Origin of the sequence: Polaromonas sp. (assembly GCF_029945685.1) — a bacterium.
Lineage (GTDB): Bacteria > Pseudomonadota > Gammaproteobacteria > Burkholderiales > Burkholderiaceae_C > Polaromonas.
On sequence record NZ_JAQSDA010000007.1, the window covers coordinates 162,187 to 177,604 of the forward strand.

Genomic DNA, 15,418 nt, shown 5'->3' on the forward strand with positions numbered 1-15,418 from the left:
CTGCCTACCATCGGCTCTCCACTGCCCGTCGGGCGCCCACAACGAGGAGACATCCATGGTCCAGCCATCCAGACGCACATTGATCCAGGGCGCCGCCGCCGCCGTCGGCGCAGCCGCCTTTGCCCCGCAACTGTTTGCCCAGGCGGGCCCGGTGCGCATCGGTTACGCCATCGCCCGCACCGGCCCGTGGACCGGCGGCGCGCAGGTCAGCCAGGAGCCCAATTACCTGCTGTGGGCCGAGCAGCAGAACGCGGCCGGCGGCCTCGACGTCAAGGGCACCAAACGCCCGATCGAGCTGATCAGCTCGGACGACCGCAGCGACATCGAGACCTGCGTGCGCTCGTATGAAAAACTGATGGGCAGCGACAAGGTCGACCTGATTCTGCCGCCCTGGGGCAGCAATGCCAACTTCGCGATCGCGCCGCTGGCCAACCGCATGGGTTACCCGGTGCTGGCGCCGACCGCGCTGTCGCGCAAGCTGGTCGAGCTCAAGCTGCCGAACTTCTTCCTGCTGCTGCAGCAGCCCGACCGCATGGTCGGCGCGCTGGTGGACATGCTGGTGGCCAATGGCGTGAAGACAGTGGCCGTGATCTATGTGGACGACCTGTTCGGCCTGGAGAATTTCTCGGCGCTCAAGGTCGCGCTGCGCAGCACCGGCATCCAGGTGGTGGAAGAAAAAAGCTACCCCGGCGACATCAAGGACCTGTCGCCGGTGCTGCGCTCCATCAAGGACAAGAACCCGGAGGCCTTCATCGGCCTGAGCTACCCGCCCGACACCATCCTGGCCAGCAAGCAGTCCAAGGAGATCGGATTCAACCCGCGCTTTTACTATGCCTCGGTCGGCACCGCCTTCCAGCTTTACCGCAACGTGATGACACCGGCCGGTGCCGAAGGCGTGCTCGGCATGGGTTCGTGGAACAGCAAGACCAGCCCGGGCGCCAAGGCCTACTTCGATGCACACACCAAGAAGTTCGGCGGCAAGGAGCCGGACCGCTGGGCCAGCGGCGCCTGCTGGGCCGGTCTGGAGATCCTCACGGCGGCCGTCAAGCAGGCCGGCCTGGACCGCAAGGCCATCCGCGACTATGTGGCGGGCGGCACGCACAAGACCATCATCGGCGATATCAAGTTCACCGGCAGCGAAAACACCGCCACGCCGGGGACCGTGGGCCAGTGGCAGAACGGCGAGTTCGAGGTGGTGTGGCCTGCCAAGGTCGCGACGGCCAAGCTCAGCCTCGTCAAGCCCGCCTGGAAATAAATAGACTCCCCCCGAAGCGCCTTCGGCGCCTCCCCCTCAAGGGGGCGACACCTGCGGCCCGGCAAAGCCGGTTCCGCGGTGTCCCTGAAATAGAGATCCATGTCACTTTTTTCCTGGCTTGAACTGATTGCCTCCGGGCTGATCACCGGCGGCATCTACGCGCTGGTGGCGCTCGGGCTGAACCTGCAGTACGGGCTGATGCGCATCCTGAACATCGCGCACGGCGAGTTCCTGATGCTGGGCGCCTACCTGACCTGGATGGCGCACACCACGCTGGGCATTTCGCCGTTGCTGATGGTGCCGGTGTCCTTTCTGGCGCTGATGGGACTGGGGCTGGTGATCCACAAGCTGTGTTTCCGGCGGCTCACGGTGACGTCGCCGAATCTCGATATCTTCGAGGCGCGCGGCCTGATGGTGGCTTTTGGCCTGATGTTCCTGGTGCAGAACTTCGCCTCCTTCATGTGGGGCGGCGACCTGCGCGGCTACGACTACCTGGCCGAGCCGGTGAAGTTCGGCGAGGCGCAGTTCGCCGGCAACAAGCTGCTGGTGTTCGGCCTGGCGCTGCTGTTCAGTGGCGCGTTGATTGCGCTGCTGCGCTTCACCTTGCTGGGCAAGGGCGTGCGTGCGCTGATGCAGTCGCCCACCGGCGCGCAACTCGTCGGCATCGACACGCAGCGCCTGCACCCGCTGATGTTCGGCATCGGCCTGGGCCTGTCGGGCGTGGCTGGCTGCCTGCTGTCCATGGCCTACACCATCACGCCGTCCATGGGTGAGCCCTACACCGTGACCGCGCTGATTGTCATCACCCTGGGCGGTTTCGGCAGCATGAGCGGCGCGCTGGCCGGCGGGCTGCTGCTGGGCGTGGTGGAAGCGCTGGGCATGCATTTCACCAATCCTTCCCTGAAGGCGCTGCTCTCGTACAGCGTGTTCATCGCGGTGTTGTTGTTGCGGCCACGCGGCCTGTTTGCGAAGTAGAAGAAGAATGAAAGACAAACAGATTCTCGTGCGCGACCTGCTGCTGCTGCTGGCCTTTGCCGGCTGGGCGCTGGCGCTGCCGCATTACGGCAGCGAGTTTGTCGTCTCGATGGCGCTGACCTGCCTGATGTATGTGGCGCTGTCTTCGAGCTGGGGCCTGTTCTGCGGCAGCACGCGTTACCTGTCGCTGGCAACCTCGGCCTTCTTCGGCATAGGCGCCTACACCAGCGCGATTGCGCTGGAAAAAATGGCCTGGCTCGAGTCGATTGCGCTGGGCGCCGGCATTGCGACGGTGGTGGCCGTGGTCATGGGTGCGGCGGTGCTGCATTTGCGCGGCACCTACTTTGCCGTGCTGACCTTCGGCATGACCGAGCTGATCCGCCATGCGGTGACTTACTTTGAAAAGAAGGTCACCGGCACGGTGGGCCGGGTGCTGACCGTGGTGCCCGACCGCGACACGATTTACCTGACGGTGCTGGCACTGGCCGTATTGGCGGTGCTGGTGTCCATCATCGTGCGGCGCAGCCGCTTTGGCCTGGCGCTGATGGGCATAGGCGCGGACGAGCAGCGTGCTCAGACCCTGGGCGTGAACACGCGGCTGATCAAGGTGGCCGGCTTTGCGATGACGGCCGCGTTTGCCGGCGCCGTGGGCGCAGCCATGGCGGTGCGCTGGACCTATATCGACCCGCACACGGTGTTCAATCCCTTCATCGGTTTCCAGACCGTGCTGATTGCACTGATCGGCGGCGCGGTCACCTTGTGGGGCCCGTTGATCGCCGCGATTGTGTTCAGCGTGCTGGCCGAGACCCTGCGCCTGCAGGCGCCGCAGGTCTACATGATGTCGCTGGGGCTGCTGCTGATTTTGAGCGTGCTGTATCTGCCGGGCGGCCTGGCTTCCCTGCGCGGGAACACCTTCAGCGGCTGGTGGCGGGACAGCCGCGGCTGGCTGCGGGGCTTGAGCAAGAAGGAGCGCAACCGTGGCTGAGCTGTTGCTGCAGGCGCGTGACATCACGGTGCGTTTTGGCGGACTGACGGCGGTGGATGCCGTCAGCGCTGACTTTCATGCCGGTGAGCTGGTCGGCATCATCGGCCCCAACGGTGCCGGCAAGACCACTTTTTTCAATGCGATTTCGGGCGTGATTGCACCCACCTCCGGGCAGTTGCTGGCCGATGGCCGCAACCTCAGCGGGAAAGGCCCGCACCGTTATGCGGCCGCCGGCATTGCGCGCACCTTCCAGACGCCGCGCGTGTTTCCCGACATGCCGGTGATTGACAACATCGGTTTCGGGCTGAAGTTTGCCGGGCGAACGCGCAAGGGCTCCTGGCACCTGCGCGACGAAACCAGCATTCTTGAACTGATCGGCCTGCACGCCCAGGCGGCCTTGCCGGCGGGCGCCATCACCCCGTCGCAGCAGCGCCTGCTCGAGGTCGGCATGGCGCTGGCCACGCGGCCGCGTTTGCTGCTGCTCGACGAGGTGGCGGCCGGCCTGACCGAAGCCGAGATTGAAGCCATGGCGCAGCTGATACGCCGCATGCGTGACGAGCTGGACTTGACGGTGGTGTGGATTGAGCACGCCGTGACAACCTTGCTACGTCACGTGGAACGCGTGATCGTGCTGCACCAGGGCCGCAAGATTGCCGACGGCACGCCGGCCGAGGTGGTGCGCAATGAAGAGGTGATCGAAGCCTATCTGGGTGATGAGATGGGGGCTGTATGAAGCGAAGGGCGAGGGCCCCGCGTAGCGGGATCGACCAGCGTAATGCGGCCCGTTGCCGACATTGCCGCAGAGCGTTGACCACGACACTTGGAGAGGCAACTCGACCATGATGTGGTATGCCCCAACGCCCTTTGTGCTTGGTACGTCCAGCCATGCACACCTGAAAGTCCAGGGCCTGAGCGCAGGTTACGGCGCCTTCCTGGTGCTGCGCGATCTGACGCTGGAGATCAAACCCGGCCTGACCGTCATCCTCGGGCCCAACGGCGCCGGCAAGACGACCTTGCTCAAGGCGCTGTCCGGCCTGATTCCGCGTGGCGGCGAGGTACTGCTCAACGGCGAAGCGCTGCCCGAAAAAACCAGTGACATCGTCAAAGGTGGCATGGCGCTGGTACCGGAAGGCCGGCAGTTGTTTCCCCAGATGACGGTCACGGAAAACCTGGAGCTCGGTGGCTGGCTGGTGGCCAAGGCCGAACGCACGCGGCGTCTCGAGCAGGCCTTCAACGACTTTCCGAAACTGCGCGAACGCGCCCAGCAACTGGCCGGCACCATGAGCGGCGGCGAGCAGCAGATGGTGGCGGTGGCGCGCGCCATGATGAGTGCGCCGCGCCTGCTGATGCTGGACGAACCCTCGCTGGGCCTGGCGCCGCGTATGGTCGATGAGCTGCTGGCGATCACGCGGCGCATCGCCGACGCCGGCACCACGGTGCTGATGGTCGAGCAGAACGTGAAGAAGGCGCTGGCCGTGGCCGACCGCGGTTATGTGCTGGAGCGCGGCACGCTGGTGGCCAGCGGGCCGGCGGCGCTGCTGGCGCGTTCGACCGTCATCCGCGAAGCTTATCTGGGGGCCGGCGCCGCCGTTTCCACCACGGGCACCCATGCCGCAAAAACCACCGTTCGGGCTGAGCCTGTCGAAGCCCTTCATTCCGATCATCCTGAGCTCGTCGAAGGGCAGGCTCAGGGCGAACGGACTTCGTAGTTTCCAAGGAGAACACCATGTCTGACATGTCCATGCTGATCAACGGCCTGAAGGTCACCGCTGAAAAAGGCGCCACCTTCGAGCGCCGCAACCCGCTTGACGGCAGCGTCGCTACCCGCGCACCGGCGGCATCACCGGCCGACGCGGTGATGGCTGTCGAAGCCGCCGCCGAAGCCTTCAAGACCTGGAGCGAAACCGGACCGAGTGCGCGCCGCGCGCTGCTGCTCAAGGCCGCCGATGCGCTGGAGGCCAAGACGCCGCAATTCATCGAAGCCGTGGCCGCCGAGACCGGGGCTTCCGGCATGTGGGCCGGCTTCAACGTGATGCTGGCCGCCGGCATGATCCGCGAGGCGGCCTCGCTGACCACGCAGATCAGCGGCGAAGTCATTCCGTCCGACGTGCCCGGCAGCCTGGCCATGGGCGTGCGCCAGCCGGCCGGCGTGGTGCTTGGTATCGCGCCGTGGAACGCGCCGGTCATTCTCGGCGTGCGTGCGATCGCCACGCCGCTGGCCTGCGGCAACACCGTGATCTTCAAGGGCTCGGAGAACTGCCCGCGTACCCACCAGCTGATCGTGGAGGCGTTTGCTGATGCCGGCTTTCCCCCCGGTGTCGTCAACTACATCACCAACGCGCCCGCCGACGCCGGCGCCGTGGTTGAGGCCATGGTGGCGCACCCGGCGGTGCGGCGTGTCAACTTCACCGGCTCAACCAAGGTAGGCAAGATCATCGCGATGACCTGCGCGAAATACTTGAAGCCTGTGGTGCTGGAGCTCGGCGGCAAGGCGCCTCTGGTGATCCTGGACGACGCCAACATCGACGACGCGGTCAACGCCGCCGCCTTCGGCAGCTTTGCCAACAGCGGCCAGATCTGCATGTCCACCGAACGCATCATCGTGGACCAGAAAATCGCCGACGCCTTTGTGAAGAAGTTCGCTGCCAAGGCCGGCACCTTGCCGGTGGGCGACCCACGCAACCCCGAGCCGGTGGTGCTGGGCTCGGTGATCGGCATGGGGACGGTCGAGCATTGCAACGCGCTGATCGACGACGCGCTGGCCAAGGGCGCGAAGCTGGCCTGCGGCGGCAAGGCCGAAAACACGCTGATGCCCGCCACCGTGCTGGACCATGTGACGCCGGCCATGCGCATCTACCACGAGGAGACCTTTGGGCCGGTCAAGTGTGTGGTGCGTGTCAGCGGCGTCGAGGAAGCCGTGGCCTGCGCCAACGACAACGCCTACGGCCTGTCGGCCGCTGTGTTCGGTGGCGACATCGCGCGTGCCTTCAACGTAGCCAGGCGCATCGACTCCGGCATCTGCCACGTCAACGGCCCGACGGTGCACGACGAGGCGCAGATGCCGTTTGGTGGTGTGAAGGGTAGTGGGATTGGGCGCTTTGGTGGCAAAGCGGGGGTGGCCGAGTTCACCGAGCTGCGCTGGATCACGATCCAGACGACACCGCGGCACTACCCTTTCTGATCTGGTGTTCAACGGCGGGACGGGGATTCATTGCATCACGCTGCGACTGCGATGCGCTCTGGATAGTAGGGTGGACTCCCCACTCCCTCCCCCCGCCCCTCCCTCGCCCCGCTGGGCGATGGCGGGGAGCTTCATTTGGCCACGTGTGTTGCGTCCACGTGCAAACATGACGGCCGCTTGACTCCGACATGACGCGCTTTGCGTGTCATGTCTCCCCGCCCCCGATCCCGAATTCGTTTCCCCCACCCGTCGGGCTGGGCCGAGGAGCGCAGCCAAAAGCGGATCAGGGCGAGCGATTGTCTGAGCCGAAGGCGAGTTCGAGCTCGACCCCGCTTTCGGCGAGCACCGGAGGTTGCCTGCAGCGAAGCGGAGGGACCCAGACCATCGGAGCGCCTTTCTTTTCCTTAGGTTTCTTTGGCGACGCAAAGAAAAGTAAGTCGCCCGCCGGGGCGAGACCCGGCTTGTTAGCGAGCCATCAAGCCGGAGCTTGCAACGGTTCCCACAGCGACACCGCGTCAGGCGCAGTCGCCAACTCCAACCGCGTCAACCAAACCAACGCAGCCGGCGCACTCGCACCACACATCTCCACCGACGGCATCAACTGCCCACACACCGCCGGCCGCTCAGGCTGACCAAAGATGCGGCAGGCATTGGCCTCATCCAGCTGCACACAGCGCACTCCGGCCGGCTTGCCCTGTGGCATGCCTGGAATGGCGGAGCTGATGGAGGGCGCGATGCAGCAGGCGCCGCAGCCTGGGCGGCAGTTCATGGATTACCGGTCGCTATTAAAACAATAGCTGCTTGCGCCCATCCCAAAAGGGCTTGGAGCACATTGAATGCAGAGGAAACGGGTAAACCCATCAAGCCGCCTTTAATCGGGCTTGATCTTCGCGCGCGCCACCACCTGTTTCCAGCGCGCCTGCTCCTGGGTGATGAAGGCGGCGTACTGGGCGGGGGTGTCGCCGACCGGCTGTGCGGTGTCGCCGCGCAGGCGCTCGGTGGCCAGCGGGTTGCGCATGGCCTTGGCGCAGGCTTCGGCAATCCTGTCGATGGCGGCTTGCGGCATGCTCGGTGGCGCGTTCAGGCCGTACCACTGGGTCATCTCGAAGCCGGGGTAACCGCTTTCCGCCACCGTGGGCACATCGGGCAATTGCGGCAGGCGCTCCCTGGTGCCGGTGGCGATGCAGCGCAGGCGGCCGGACTTGATGTGCCCGAGGATGGCCGGCGCACCGACACTTGCGGCGTCGAGCCGGCCGGCCAGCAGGTCGGTCAGTTGCGGGCCGGTGCCGCGGTAGGGCACATGCAGTACAAAAATATTCGCCGCCATCTTGAGGTACTCGAAAGCCAGGTGGCCGGCGCTGCCGTTGCCGGCCGAGCCGTAGTTGAGCTGGCCCGGCTTGGCCTTGGCCAGCGCGATGAACTCCCGGAGGTTTTTGGCCGGCACGTCGCTGTTGACCACGTACAGGCTGGGTACCTTGGCGAGCAGCGAGATCGGCCGGAAGTCGCGGTTGGTGTCAAAAGGCAGCTTGTCGAAGATGTAGGGGTTCACCGCCAGCGTGCCGATGTGGCCGAGGATCATGGTGTGGCCGTCGGTGCTGGCCGCGCATTCCTGCATCGCAATGTTGCCGCTGGCACCGGGCTTGTTTTCGACAAACACGTTCTGGCCCAGGCTCTTGCTGATTTCACCGGCGGCCGAACGCGCCACGATCTCCGAGCTGCCGCCGGGCGCAAAGGGGACCAGCAGGCGAATCGGCTTGGTGGGCCAGGCGGCCTGGGCGTGAGCGCTGCTCCACAAACCAGGGAAGGCCGTGGCCGCGACCAGCGCGGTGCCGGTGCGCAGGCCGGTTCGAAGGGCGCTGCGGCGGGATGGGGGGGTGTTCATTCGGACCTCGGGGTGTAAGACGGTGGGGCTTCGACTATAGAGGGCCGGGTGGGCGGCCTGCTAGGGATTTGCGAGCAGCCGCAGGCCGTCAGGGCGCCAGGCGTCCGGCCGCAAACAGCACCTGGTCGATCACCGCCTGCACGTTCTTGCGGTGGGCTTCGTTGACCAGTTGGCCGTCGGCGTCAAACGCGTCACCGGCGCGGCCCAGTGCAAAGGCTTTGGGCGCGACCCAGCACTGCGCATTGAGCAGCAGCGGCACCAGGTGGCTTTGCGAGCGCAGGCCGCCCAGGGCGCCGGGCGAGGCGCTGAGCATGCCCACGACCTTGCCGCTGAAGGACTTGAAGCCATCCTGCCAGGCCGGGTCGGCCTTGACCGGGCTGGAGACCCAGTCGATGGTGTTCTTGAGCAGGGCGGTGTAGCTGCCGTTGTATTCGGGTGAGCAGATGATCCAGGCCGGGTGCTCGAACATCAGCTGCTTGAGCTTCATCACGTCGGCCGGTGTGCCTCGGGCTTCGAGGTCGGCGTTGTACATCGGGATGTCGAAATCCGCCAGCTCGATGTGGGTGACGTCGGCGCCGCTGTTGCGCGCCAGCTCGGCGGCCGCATGGGCGAGTTTGCGGTTGAAAGAGGCGAGCCGGGTGCTGCCGGCGAAGATCAGAAATTTCATGCCCCTATTGTGCTTGTGTGCCGGTGCCTCCGCCCTCTTGCCGGGCTGAGCACCCCTGTTGCCATGTTTCAATGGCTGTTTTGGGTTTGAGCCTTATGCAGTAAGCGCGAGCAGCTATTAAAAACATAGCAACTCATTGGTCGTGCCAATAGAAGGAAGAGCATGGGCCTTGTTGGGGGCCGGCAGCACAAAAAAGAGGCACCCTGATAAAATCATGCCTTTCGTCCCGTGAAAGCGGCAAGCCGTTTGCTGACTCCGCCGGTTCAGCCGGTCTTTTCCAGGGCGCGCAGGCATCTCGCCTGACGACTGCTTTATTGAAGGAGGCGTGATGCACTCGCCTTATGTATATCCGCAAGAATTTGACGTGATCGTGGTCGGTGGCGGCCATGCCGGCACCGAGGCCGCGCTGGCTGCTGCCCGTATGGGCTGCAAGACCCTGCTGCTGACACACAACATCGAGACCCTGGGCCAGATGAGCTGCAACCCCTCGATTGGCGGCATCGGCAAGGGCCACCTGGTCAAGGAGGTGGACGCCATGGGCGGCGCGATGGCGCTGGCCACCGACGAGGGCGGTATCCAGTTCCGCATCCTCAACAGCTCCAAGGGCCCGGCCGTGCGGGCCACCCGGGCGCAGGCCGACCGCATCCTGTACAAGGCGGCGATCCGCCGCAGGCTGGAAAACCAGCCCAATCTCTGGCTGTTCCAGCAGGCGGTGGACGATTTGATTGTCGAAGGCGACCGGGTGGTGGGCGCGGTCACGCAGGTCGGCATCAAGTTCCGCTCGCGCACCGTGGTGCTGACGGCCGGGACCTTTCTGGACGGCAAGATCCATGTCGGGCTCAACAACTATGCCGCGGGCAGGGCGGGTGATCCGCCGGCGGTGTCGCTGAGCGCGCGCCTGAAGGAACTCAAGCTGCCGCAGGGCCGTCTGAAAACCGGCACGCCGCCGCGCATCGACGGGCGCAGCATCGACTTCAGCAAGTGCACGGTGCAGCCGGGCGACGGCATGCCGGGGGGCACACCCGGGCCGGTGCCGGTGTTCAGCTTCATGGGTGGGCGCATCCAGCACCCGAGGCAGATGCCTTGCTGGATCACGCACACCAACGAACGCACCCACGAGATCATCCGCTCAGGGTTTGACCGCAGCCCCATGTTCACCGGCAAGATCGACGGCGTGGGCCCGCGCTACTGTCCGAGTGTGGAAGACAAGATCAACCGGTTTGCCGGCAAGGAAAGCCACCAGATTTTTCTGGAACCGGAAGGCTTGAGCACCCACGAGATTTACCCCAACGGCATCTCGACCAGCCTGCCGTTTGACATCCAGTACGCCCTGGTGCGCTCCATGGCCGGCATGGAGAATGCCCACATCCTGCGGCCCGGCTATGCCATCGAGTACGACTACTTCGACCCGCGTGCACTGAAAACCAGCTTTGAAACCCGGGCCATTGGCGGACTGTTTTTCGCCGGGCAGATCAACGGCACCACGGGTTACGAGGAAGCAGCGGCCCAGGGCATGTTTGCCGGCATCAATGCCGCGCTGCAATGCCAGGGGAAAGAAGCCTGGCTGCCGCGGCGCGACGAAGCCTATCTGGGCGTGCTGGTGGACGACCTGATCACCAAGGGTGTGACCGAGCCCTACCGCATGTTCACCAGCCGGGCCGAGTTCCGCCTGATGCTGCGTGAGGACAATGCCGACATGCGCCTGACCGAAAAGGGCAGGGCGCTGGGCCTGGTGGACGATGCCCGCTGGGATACCTTCAACCGCAAGCGCGACGCTGTTTCACGTGAAACAGAACGTCTGCGTTCTGTCTGGGTCAACCCGCGCAGCCTGCCTCTGGCCGAGGCTGAGCGCGTGCTGGGCAAGGCCATCGAACGCGAGTACACCTTGCTCGACTTGCTGCGCCGCCCCGACGTGGGCTACGCCGCGCTGATGTCGCTGGATGGCGGCAAATATGCAAACGCCGAGCTGGCACCTCCCGCCGAGGGTGTTTCACGTGAAACAGAGGCGGCCGACATGGCGGCCAGCGTGATCGAGCAGATCGAGATCGCCGTCAAATACGCGGGCTACATCGACCTGCAGAAGACGGAAGTGGAGCGTGCCTCGCACTACGAAAACCTCAAGCTGCCGGCCGACCTGGATTACCTGCAAGTGTCGGCGCTGAGTTTCGAGGCGCGGCAAACCCTGGCCAAGCACCGGCCCGAAACGCTGGGGCTGGCCTCGCGCATCTCCGGTATCACGCCGGCGACCGTGTCGCTGTTGCTGGTGCACCTGAAGAAGAACCTCTGGAAAAACACGGTTCCCCTCAAACCTGCCGAACAAGCCGAAGCCTGATGCGCAGCAGTGAACAGGATTTGCGCGCCGGCCTGCAGGCGCTGCAGCTGGACCTGGACGATCAGCAGGTGGGGCAGTTGCTGGACTACCTGGACCTGATTGCCAAATGGACCAAGGTCTACAACCTGACGGCCGTGCGCGATCCGGTGGAAATGATGACGCATCACCTGCTCGACAGCCTGGCGACCATCGGACCGCTGCGGCGTCATTTGCAGCAGGCCGGATTGGGGCAGGGCGCCACCCTGCTCGACGTCGGTTCGGGCGCCGGTTTGCCGGGCGTGGTCATCACTGTGTGTTGCCCGAGCGTGGCCGTGACCTGCGTGGACACGGTGGCCAAGAAAGCCGCGTTCATCAAGCAGGCGGCACTGGCCCTGAAGTTGCCTAAGCTGACCGGCCTGCATGCGCGGGTCGAGACCCTTCGCCAGCCTTTTGACGTGATCTGCGCGCGCGCTTTTGCGTCGCTGCCCGACTTCACCCAATGGTCGGCCGGGGCGCTGGCGCCGCAAGGCGTCTGGATGGCCATGAAAGGCAAACACCCGGCGGACGAAATAGCCGCACTGCCGGCCACGGTCGAGGTGTTTCACGTGGAACAACTGGTCGTTCCCGGGCTGGACGCCGAGCGTTGTCTGCTTTGGCTACGACCCAAAACCGCGGATTAGTCTTAGTCTCGGGTGAAAAATCTGCCCATCCGGCGGCAATGAAGGGTGCAGGCGGATTTTCAGCCTGTGCGCTGACGTAAACTCAAAACCCTGTTTCCGGAGGTCTCCATGTTGGGTTCATTTGCCGGCGTCGCCGATTACGGCGCGTTTGTTGTCGCCATCCTTGTTTTTCTGCTGATTCCCGGCCCCGGCAACCTGGCCCTGATCACCTCGACCAGCAAGGGTGGCATCGCCGGCGGACTCGGCGCCACTTTCGGCGTGATCGCTGGCGACCAGGTGTTGCTCTGGGCCGCCGTGGCCGGCGTGTCAGCGGTGATGGCGGCTTACCCGACGGCCTTTCATGCGGTGCAGTGGGCCGGTGCAGCGTACCTCGCCTGGCTCGGCGTCAAGATGCTGATGGCCAAACCCGGCGATGCCCCCATCCAGCAGATCAAGCCGCGCCATTACTTCCGCCAGACCCTCTTGATCACCTTGCTCAACCCCAAGGCCATCGTTTTCTACATGGCTTTCTTTCCCCTGTTTGTCGATCCGGCCCGGCACCAGGGCCTGAAAACCTTTGCCGTGATGGCTGCCACCATTGCGGGGCTGACCTTTCTGTACGGCCTGAGCTCGGTGCTGATCACCTACTTTCTGGCCGCGCGTATCCGCGCCAACCCCAAAATTTCCGCGGTGCTGAACAAGGCGGCCGGCGTGTTCCTCATCGGCTTCGGCATCAAGCTGGCCATCTCCAAGTAAACCTTCCGATTTCCAGAACCCAAAGAACAACATGGCCAAAATATTCTGCGTTGCCAACCAAAAGGGCGGGGTGGGCAAAACCACCACCACGGTCAATCTGGCGGCGGGACTGGCGAAGGTGGGTCAGCGCGTGCTGATGATTGACCTGGACCCGCAGGGCAACGCCACCATGGGGTCGGGCGTGGACAAACGCAAGCTCGAACTCACGGTGTACGACGTGCTGCTCGAATCCGCCTCGGTGCTGGAGGCGCGGGTGCGCAGCGAGAAATGCGGCTACGACGTGCTCGGGGCCAACCGCGAACTGGCCGGCGCCGAGGTCGAGCTGGTCGATGTCGAGCGCCGCGAAAAGCGGCTCAAGCTGGCGTTGGCGGACGTCGGCGAGCACTACGACTTCGTGCTGATCGATTGCCCGCCCTCGCTTTCGATGCTGACGCTCAACGGCCTGTGCTGTGCCCACGGTGTGATCGTGCCCATGCAGTGCGAGTACTTTGCGCTGGAAGGCCTGACGGACCTGGTCAACACCATCAAGCAGGTGCACGCCAACCTCAACAAGGACCTCGCCATCATCGGCCTGCTGCGTGTCATGTTTGATCCGCGCATCACCTTGCAGCAGCAGGTCAGCGACCAGCTGAAAGAGCATTTCGGCGACAAGGTGTTCAACACCGTGATCCCGCGCAACGTGCGGCTCGCCGAAGCGCCGAGTTACGGCCTGCCCGGCGTGGTGTTCGACCCGGCCTCCAAGGGCGCGCAGGCATTTGTGGCCTTCGCCGAAGAGATGGTGCAGCGCATCAAGGCCATGTGATGGCCGGAGTTTCAAGTCAAATCGGCCTTCAGCCCTTGTGTCACCTGCGCAAGCAGCTATCAAAAACATAGTAAGTTTTCTTCTGCCCATGAAATCCTCGAACGTCCTGATCCTTCCCGGCTGGCAGAACAGCGGGCCCGGCCACTGGCAAAGCCTGTGGGAAACCGCACATGGCTACCAGCGTGTCGAGCAACACGACTGGATGCAGCCGCTGCGCGGCGACTGGGTTGCGCGGCTGGAGGACGTGGTGCTGGCCAGCAGCGAGCCGGTCGTGCTGGTGGCGCACAGCCTGGGCTGCATCCTGACCGCCGCCTGGGCCGCGCATTCGCGCAACACACATCGTGTCAAGGGCGCGCTGCTGGTGGCGCCGCCCGACGTGGACCGCGAGGAAGTGCGGCAACTGCTGACCAGCTGGGCGCCGGTGCCCATGAACACGCTGCCCTTCGCTGGCGTGCTGCTGGCCAGCAGCCGTGACCCCTATTGCCGGCCTGAGCGCGCGCGCGCGTTTGCGGCCGCCTGGGGCGCCGAATTTGTCGATGCCGGTCCGCTGGGCCACCTCAACGCCGACAGCGGCCTGGGTGACTGGCCGCAGGCACATCTCCATCTGCAGCGTCTGCAGGGGCTGAGGGCAGGCGCCACCCAACAGGCCGAGCCATGAAACCATTGCTGCAACCCCGCTTTCCTGTTCGCCTTGCCCTGCTGCTGGTGGCGTGTGCTGCCCTGGCCGCGCCCGCCGGCGCCGAACCTGACGAAGACCTGCTGGGCAAGTCGCAGCACTACCCGCTGGGAACCGCCGCCACCTGGTACAACAACCCGAACCGTGTCGGCGCCTGGTCGGCGCTGGACAAGGTGCCCGGCATACAGACCCGCGTGGTCGCACGCCCGGCGCAAGCCAGCCCCCTGCCGCCCGCCGCACAACCGCCGGCCATCAGCTACCGTTACCGCAACATTGGCTACACGCTGGCCGAGTACCTGGAGCGCCAGCGCGCCACTGGCTTGCTGGTGCTGAAGAACGGCGAGATCGTGGCCGAACACTACCGCTACGGGCGCAAGGACGATGCGCGCTTCATCTCGTTCTCGATGGCCAAAAGCGTCACCTCCCTGCTCGTGGGCCAGGCCCATGCGCGCGGGCTGATCGCCTCGCTGGACGATCCGGCGGAAAGATATGTGAAGGCGCTGGCGGGCAGCCCCTACGGCGCCACCACGGTGCGGCAGCTGCTGCGCATGAGCTCGGGCCTGACGTTCACCGAGCGCTACGACGGGACGGACGACATTTCGCGGCTGTCGCGCGCCGGTGCCGGTGCCCCGGGAGCCGGCACGCCGGTCGATGTGCTGCGTTCCATCACGACCCGTCACACGGCCGCCGGTGAAAAATTTGTCTACGCCAGCGCCGAGACCGACGTGCTGGGCCGCGTGCTGGCAGCGGCCACCGGCAAGAACATGGCCGAACTCACCAGCGACTGGCTGTGGAAACCCATGGGGGCGGAACATGACGCTTTCTGGCGCGTCTCCAGCGATGGCCAGGAGCAGTCTTACGGCGCCTTCAATGCGAGCCTGCGCGACTGGGGCCGGCTGGGCCTGTTGCTGGCCCATGACGGCAAGGTGGGCGCACAGCAGGTGGTCCCGCAGGACTATGTGTTCGACGCCACCGACCCGGCCCGCCAACTCCCCGCCTTCAAGCCGCGCAAGGCCACGCCGTATTTCGGTTATGGCTACCAGTTCTGGCTGATGCCGATGAAAGCGCGCACCTTTGCCATGCAGGGCATCCACGGCCAGACGGTCTATGTGCAACCGTCCTCGGGCGTGGTGATGGTGCTGACCTCGGTGTGGGAAAACGCCAGCGGCCGGCAGGACCCGCAACCCTATGAAGAACGCGACGCGCTCTGGCGCGGCGTGTTGCAGTCGCTGGGCGGCAGCACGGCCGAATAATCCACTTTGAATACTG

At 65.0% G+C, this 15,418-nt stretch carries 15 protein-coding genes; 12 read left to right on the top strand and 3 right to left on the bottom strand.

From position 1 onward, the window contains the following. The first annotated feature begins 55 nt into the window (after nucleotides 1-55). The 6 genes from PSV26_RS04785 (at nucleotide 56) to PSV26_RS04810 (ending at nucleotide 6,396) form a co-directional block, all read left to right on the top strand. Complete coding sequence (locus PSV26_RS04785) at nucleotides 56-1,255, top strand: amino acid ABC transporter substrate-binding protein (RefSeq protein WP_300515193.1); 1,200 nt, start codon at nucleotides 56-58, stop codon at nucleotides 1,253-1,255. Nucleotides 1,256-1,354: 99 nt separating this feature from the next. Then, nucleotides 1,355-2,230, top strand: a complete 876-nt coding sequence (locus PSV26_RS04790; protein WP_300515190.1) for a branched-chain amino acid ABC transporter permease — start codon at nucleotides 1,355-1,357, stop codon at nucleotides 2,228-2,230. Between the two features lie 7 nt (nucleotides 2,231-2,237). Continuing rightward, nucleotides 2,238-3,215: a branched-chain amino acid ABC transporter permease gene (locus PSV26_RS04795; protein WP_300515187.1), complete on the top strand. Its 978-nt coding sequence runs from the start codon at nucleotides 2,238-2,240 to the stop codon at nucleotides 3,213-3,215. Then, complete coding sequence (locus PSV26_RS04800) at nucleotides 3,208-3,948, top strand: ABC transporter ATP-binding protein (protein ID WP_300568372.1); 741 nt, start codon at nucleotides 3,208-3,210, stop codon at nucleotides 3,946-3,948. The genes PSV26_RS04795 and PSV26_RS04800 overlap by 8 nt, the downstream gene beginning before the upstream one ends. A 106-nt stretch (nucleotides 3,949-4,054) precedes the next feature. After that, nucleotides 4,055-4,924 carry an ABC transporter ATP-binding protein gene (locus PSV26_RS04805; RefSeq protein WP_300515181.1) on the top strand — a complete coding sequence of 290 codons (870 nt, stop codon included), beginning with the start codon at nucleotides 4,055-4,057 and terminating at the stop codon, nucleotides 4,922-4,924. Between the two features lie 17 nt (nucleotides 4,925-4,941). Further along, a complete protein-coding gene (locus tag PSV26_RS04810) occupies nucleotides 4,942-6,396 on the top strand; it encodes an aldehyde dehydrogenase (protein ID WP_300568375.1) in 1,455 nt (484 codons plus the stop codon). Nucleotides 6,397-6,871: 475 nt separating this feature from the next. On the opposite strand, the gene PSV26_RS04815 is transcribed toward PSV26_RS04810, so the two are convergent. From PSV26_RS04815 to PSV26_RS04825, 3 genes are all read right to left on the bottom strand, one after another. Next, nucleotides 6,872-7,165 carry a YkgJ family cysteine cluster protein gene (locus tag PSV26_RS04815; RefSeq protein WP_300568377.1) on the bottom strand — a complete coding sequence of 98 codons (294 nt, stop codon included), beginning with the start codon at nucleotides 7,163-7,165 and terminating at the stop codon, nucleotides 6,872-6,874. A gap of 102 nt (nucleotides 7,166-7,267) precedes the next feature. Beyond that, nucleotides 7,268-8,278: a tripartite tricarboxylate transporter substrate binding protein gene (locus PSV26_RS04820; RefSeq protein WP_300515620.1), complete on the bottom strand. Its 1,011-nt coding sequence runs from the start codon at nucleotides 8,276-8,278 to the stop codon at nucleotides 7,268-7,270. Between the two features lie 88 nt (nucleotides 8,279-8,366). Then, nucleotides 8,367-8,945: an NAD(P)H-dependent oxidoreductase gene (locus PSV26_RS04825; protein ID WP_300568380.1), complete on the bottom strand. Its 579-nt coding sequence runs from the start codon at nucleotides 8,943-8,945 to the stop codon at nucleotides 8,367-8,369. 328 nt (nucleotides 8,946-9,273) lie between these two features. On the opposite strand from PSV26_RS04825, the gene mnmG reads away from it, so the two are divergent. The 6 genes from mnmG (at nucleotide 9,274) to PSV26_RS04855 (ending at nucleotide 15,402) form a co-directional block, all read left to right on the top strand. Then, nucleotides 9,274-11,277 (top strand): tRNA uridine-5-carboxymethylaminomethyl(34) synthesis enzyme MnmG, encoded by a 2,004-nt coding sequence (gene mnmG, locus PSV26_RS04830; RefSeq protein ID WP_300568382.1) that lies wholly within the window; start codon nucleotides 9,274-9,276, stop codon nucleotides 11,275-11,277. Beyond that, a complete protein-coding gene (gene rsmG / locus PSV26_RS04835) occupies nucleotides 11,277-11,936 on the top strand; it encodes a 16S rRNA (guanine(527)-N(7))-methyltransferase RsmG (RefSeq protein WP_300568384.1) in 660 nt (219 codons plus the stop codon). Before mnmG ends, rsmG begins: the two co-directional genes overlap by 1 nt. A 108-nt stretch (nucleotides 11,937-12,044) precedes the next feature. Beyond that, complete coding sequence (locus tag PSV26_RS04840; RefSeq protein WP_300568411.1) at nucleotides 12,045-12,671, top strand: LysE family transporter; 627 nt, start codon at nucleotides 12,045-12,047, stop codon at nucleotides 12,669-12,671. Between the two features lie 31 nt (nucleotides 12,672-12,702). After that, the gene (locus PSV26_RS04845) at nucleotides 12,703-13,473 is read left to right on the top strand and encodes a ParA family protein (protein ID WP_300515635.1); all 771 of its coding nucleotides are present in this window, start codon (nucleotides 12,703-12,705) and stop codon (nucleotides 13,471-13,473) included. 88 nt (nucleotides 13,474-13,561) lie between these two features. Continuing rightward, a complete protein-coding gene (locus PSV26_RS04850; protein ID WP_300515638.1) occupies nucleotides 13,562-14,131 on the top strand; it encodes an alpha/beta fold hydrolase in 570 nt (189 codons plus the stop codon). After that, entirely contained in the window at nucleotides 14,128-15,402 is a 1,275-nt protein-coding gene (locus PSV26_RS04855) for a serine hydrolase (protein WP_300568414.1), read from the top strand. Before PSV26_RS04850 ends, PSV26_RS04855 begins: the two co-directional genes overlap by 4 nt. The last annotated feature ends 16 nt before the right edge of the window (nucleotides 15,403-15,418 follow it).

Coding starts and splice junctions, on each gene's coding strand:
- PSV26_RS04785 (WP_300515193.1), top strand. CDS start 56: ATGGTCCAGCCATCCAGACGCACATTGATCCAGGGCGCCGCCGCCGCC.
- PSV26_RS04825 (WP_300568380.1), bottom strand. CDS start 8,945: ATGAAATTTCTGATCTTCGCCGGCAGCACCCGGCTCGCCTCTTTCAAC.
- PSV26_RS04815 (WP_300568377.1), bottom strand. CDS start 7,165: ATGAACTGCCGCCCAGGCTGCGGCGCCTGCTGCATCGCGCCCTCCATC.
- PSV26_RS04795 (WP_300515187.1), top strand. CDS start 2,238: ATGAAAGACAAACAGATTCTCGTGCGCGACCTGCTGCTGCTGCTGGCC.
- PSV26_RS04855 (WP_300568414.1), top strand. CDS start 14,128: ATGAAACCATTGCTGCAACCCCGCTTTCCTGTTCGCCTTGCCCTGCTG.
- PSV26_RS04845 (WP_300515635.1), top strand. CDS start 12,703: ATGGCCAAAATATTCTGCGTTGCCAACCAAAAGGGCGGGGTGGGCAAA.
- PSV26_RS04790 (WP_300515190.1), top strand. CDS start 1,355: ATGTCACTTTTTTCCTGGCTTGAACTGATTGCCTCCGGGCTGATCACC.
- PSV26_RS04810 (WP_300568375.1), top strand. CDS start 4,942: ATGTCTGACATGTCCATGCTGATCAACGGCCTGAAGGTCACCGCTGAA.
- PSV26_RS04805 (WP_300515181.1), top strand. CDS start 4,055: ATGATGTGGTATGCCCCAACGCCCTTTGTGCTTGGTACGTCCAGCCAT.
- rsmG (WP_300568384.1), top strand. CDS start 11,277: ATGCGCAGCAGTGAACAGGATTTGCGCGCCGGCCTGCAGGCGCTGCAG.
- mnmG (WP_300568382.1), top strand. CDS start 9,274: ATGCACTCGCCTTATGTATATCCGCAAGAATTTGACGTGATCGTGGTC.
- PSV26_RS04840 (WP_300568411.1), top strand. CDS start 12,045: ATGTTGGGTTCATTTGCCGGCGTCGCCGATTACGGCGCGTTTGTTGTC.
- PSV26_RS04820 (WP_300515620.1), bottom strand. CDS start 8,278: ATGAACACCCCCCCATCCCGCCGCAGCGCCCTTCGAACCGGCCTGCGC.
- PSV26_RS04850 (WP_300515638.1), top strand. CDS start 13,562: ATGAAATCCTCGAACGTCCTGATCCTTCCCGGCTGGCAGAACAGCGGG.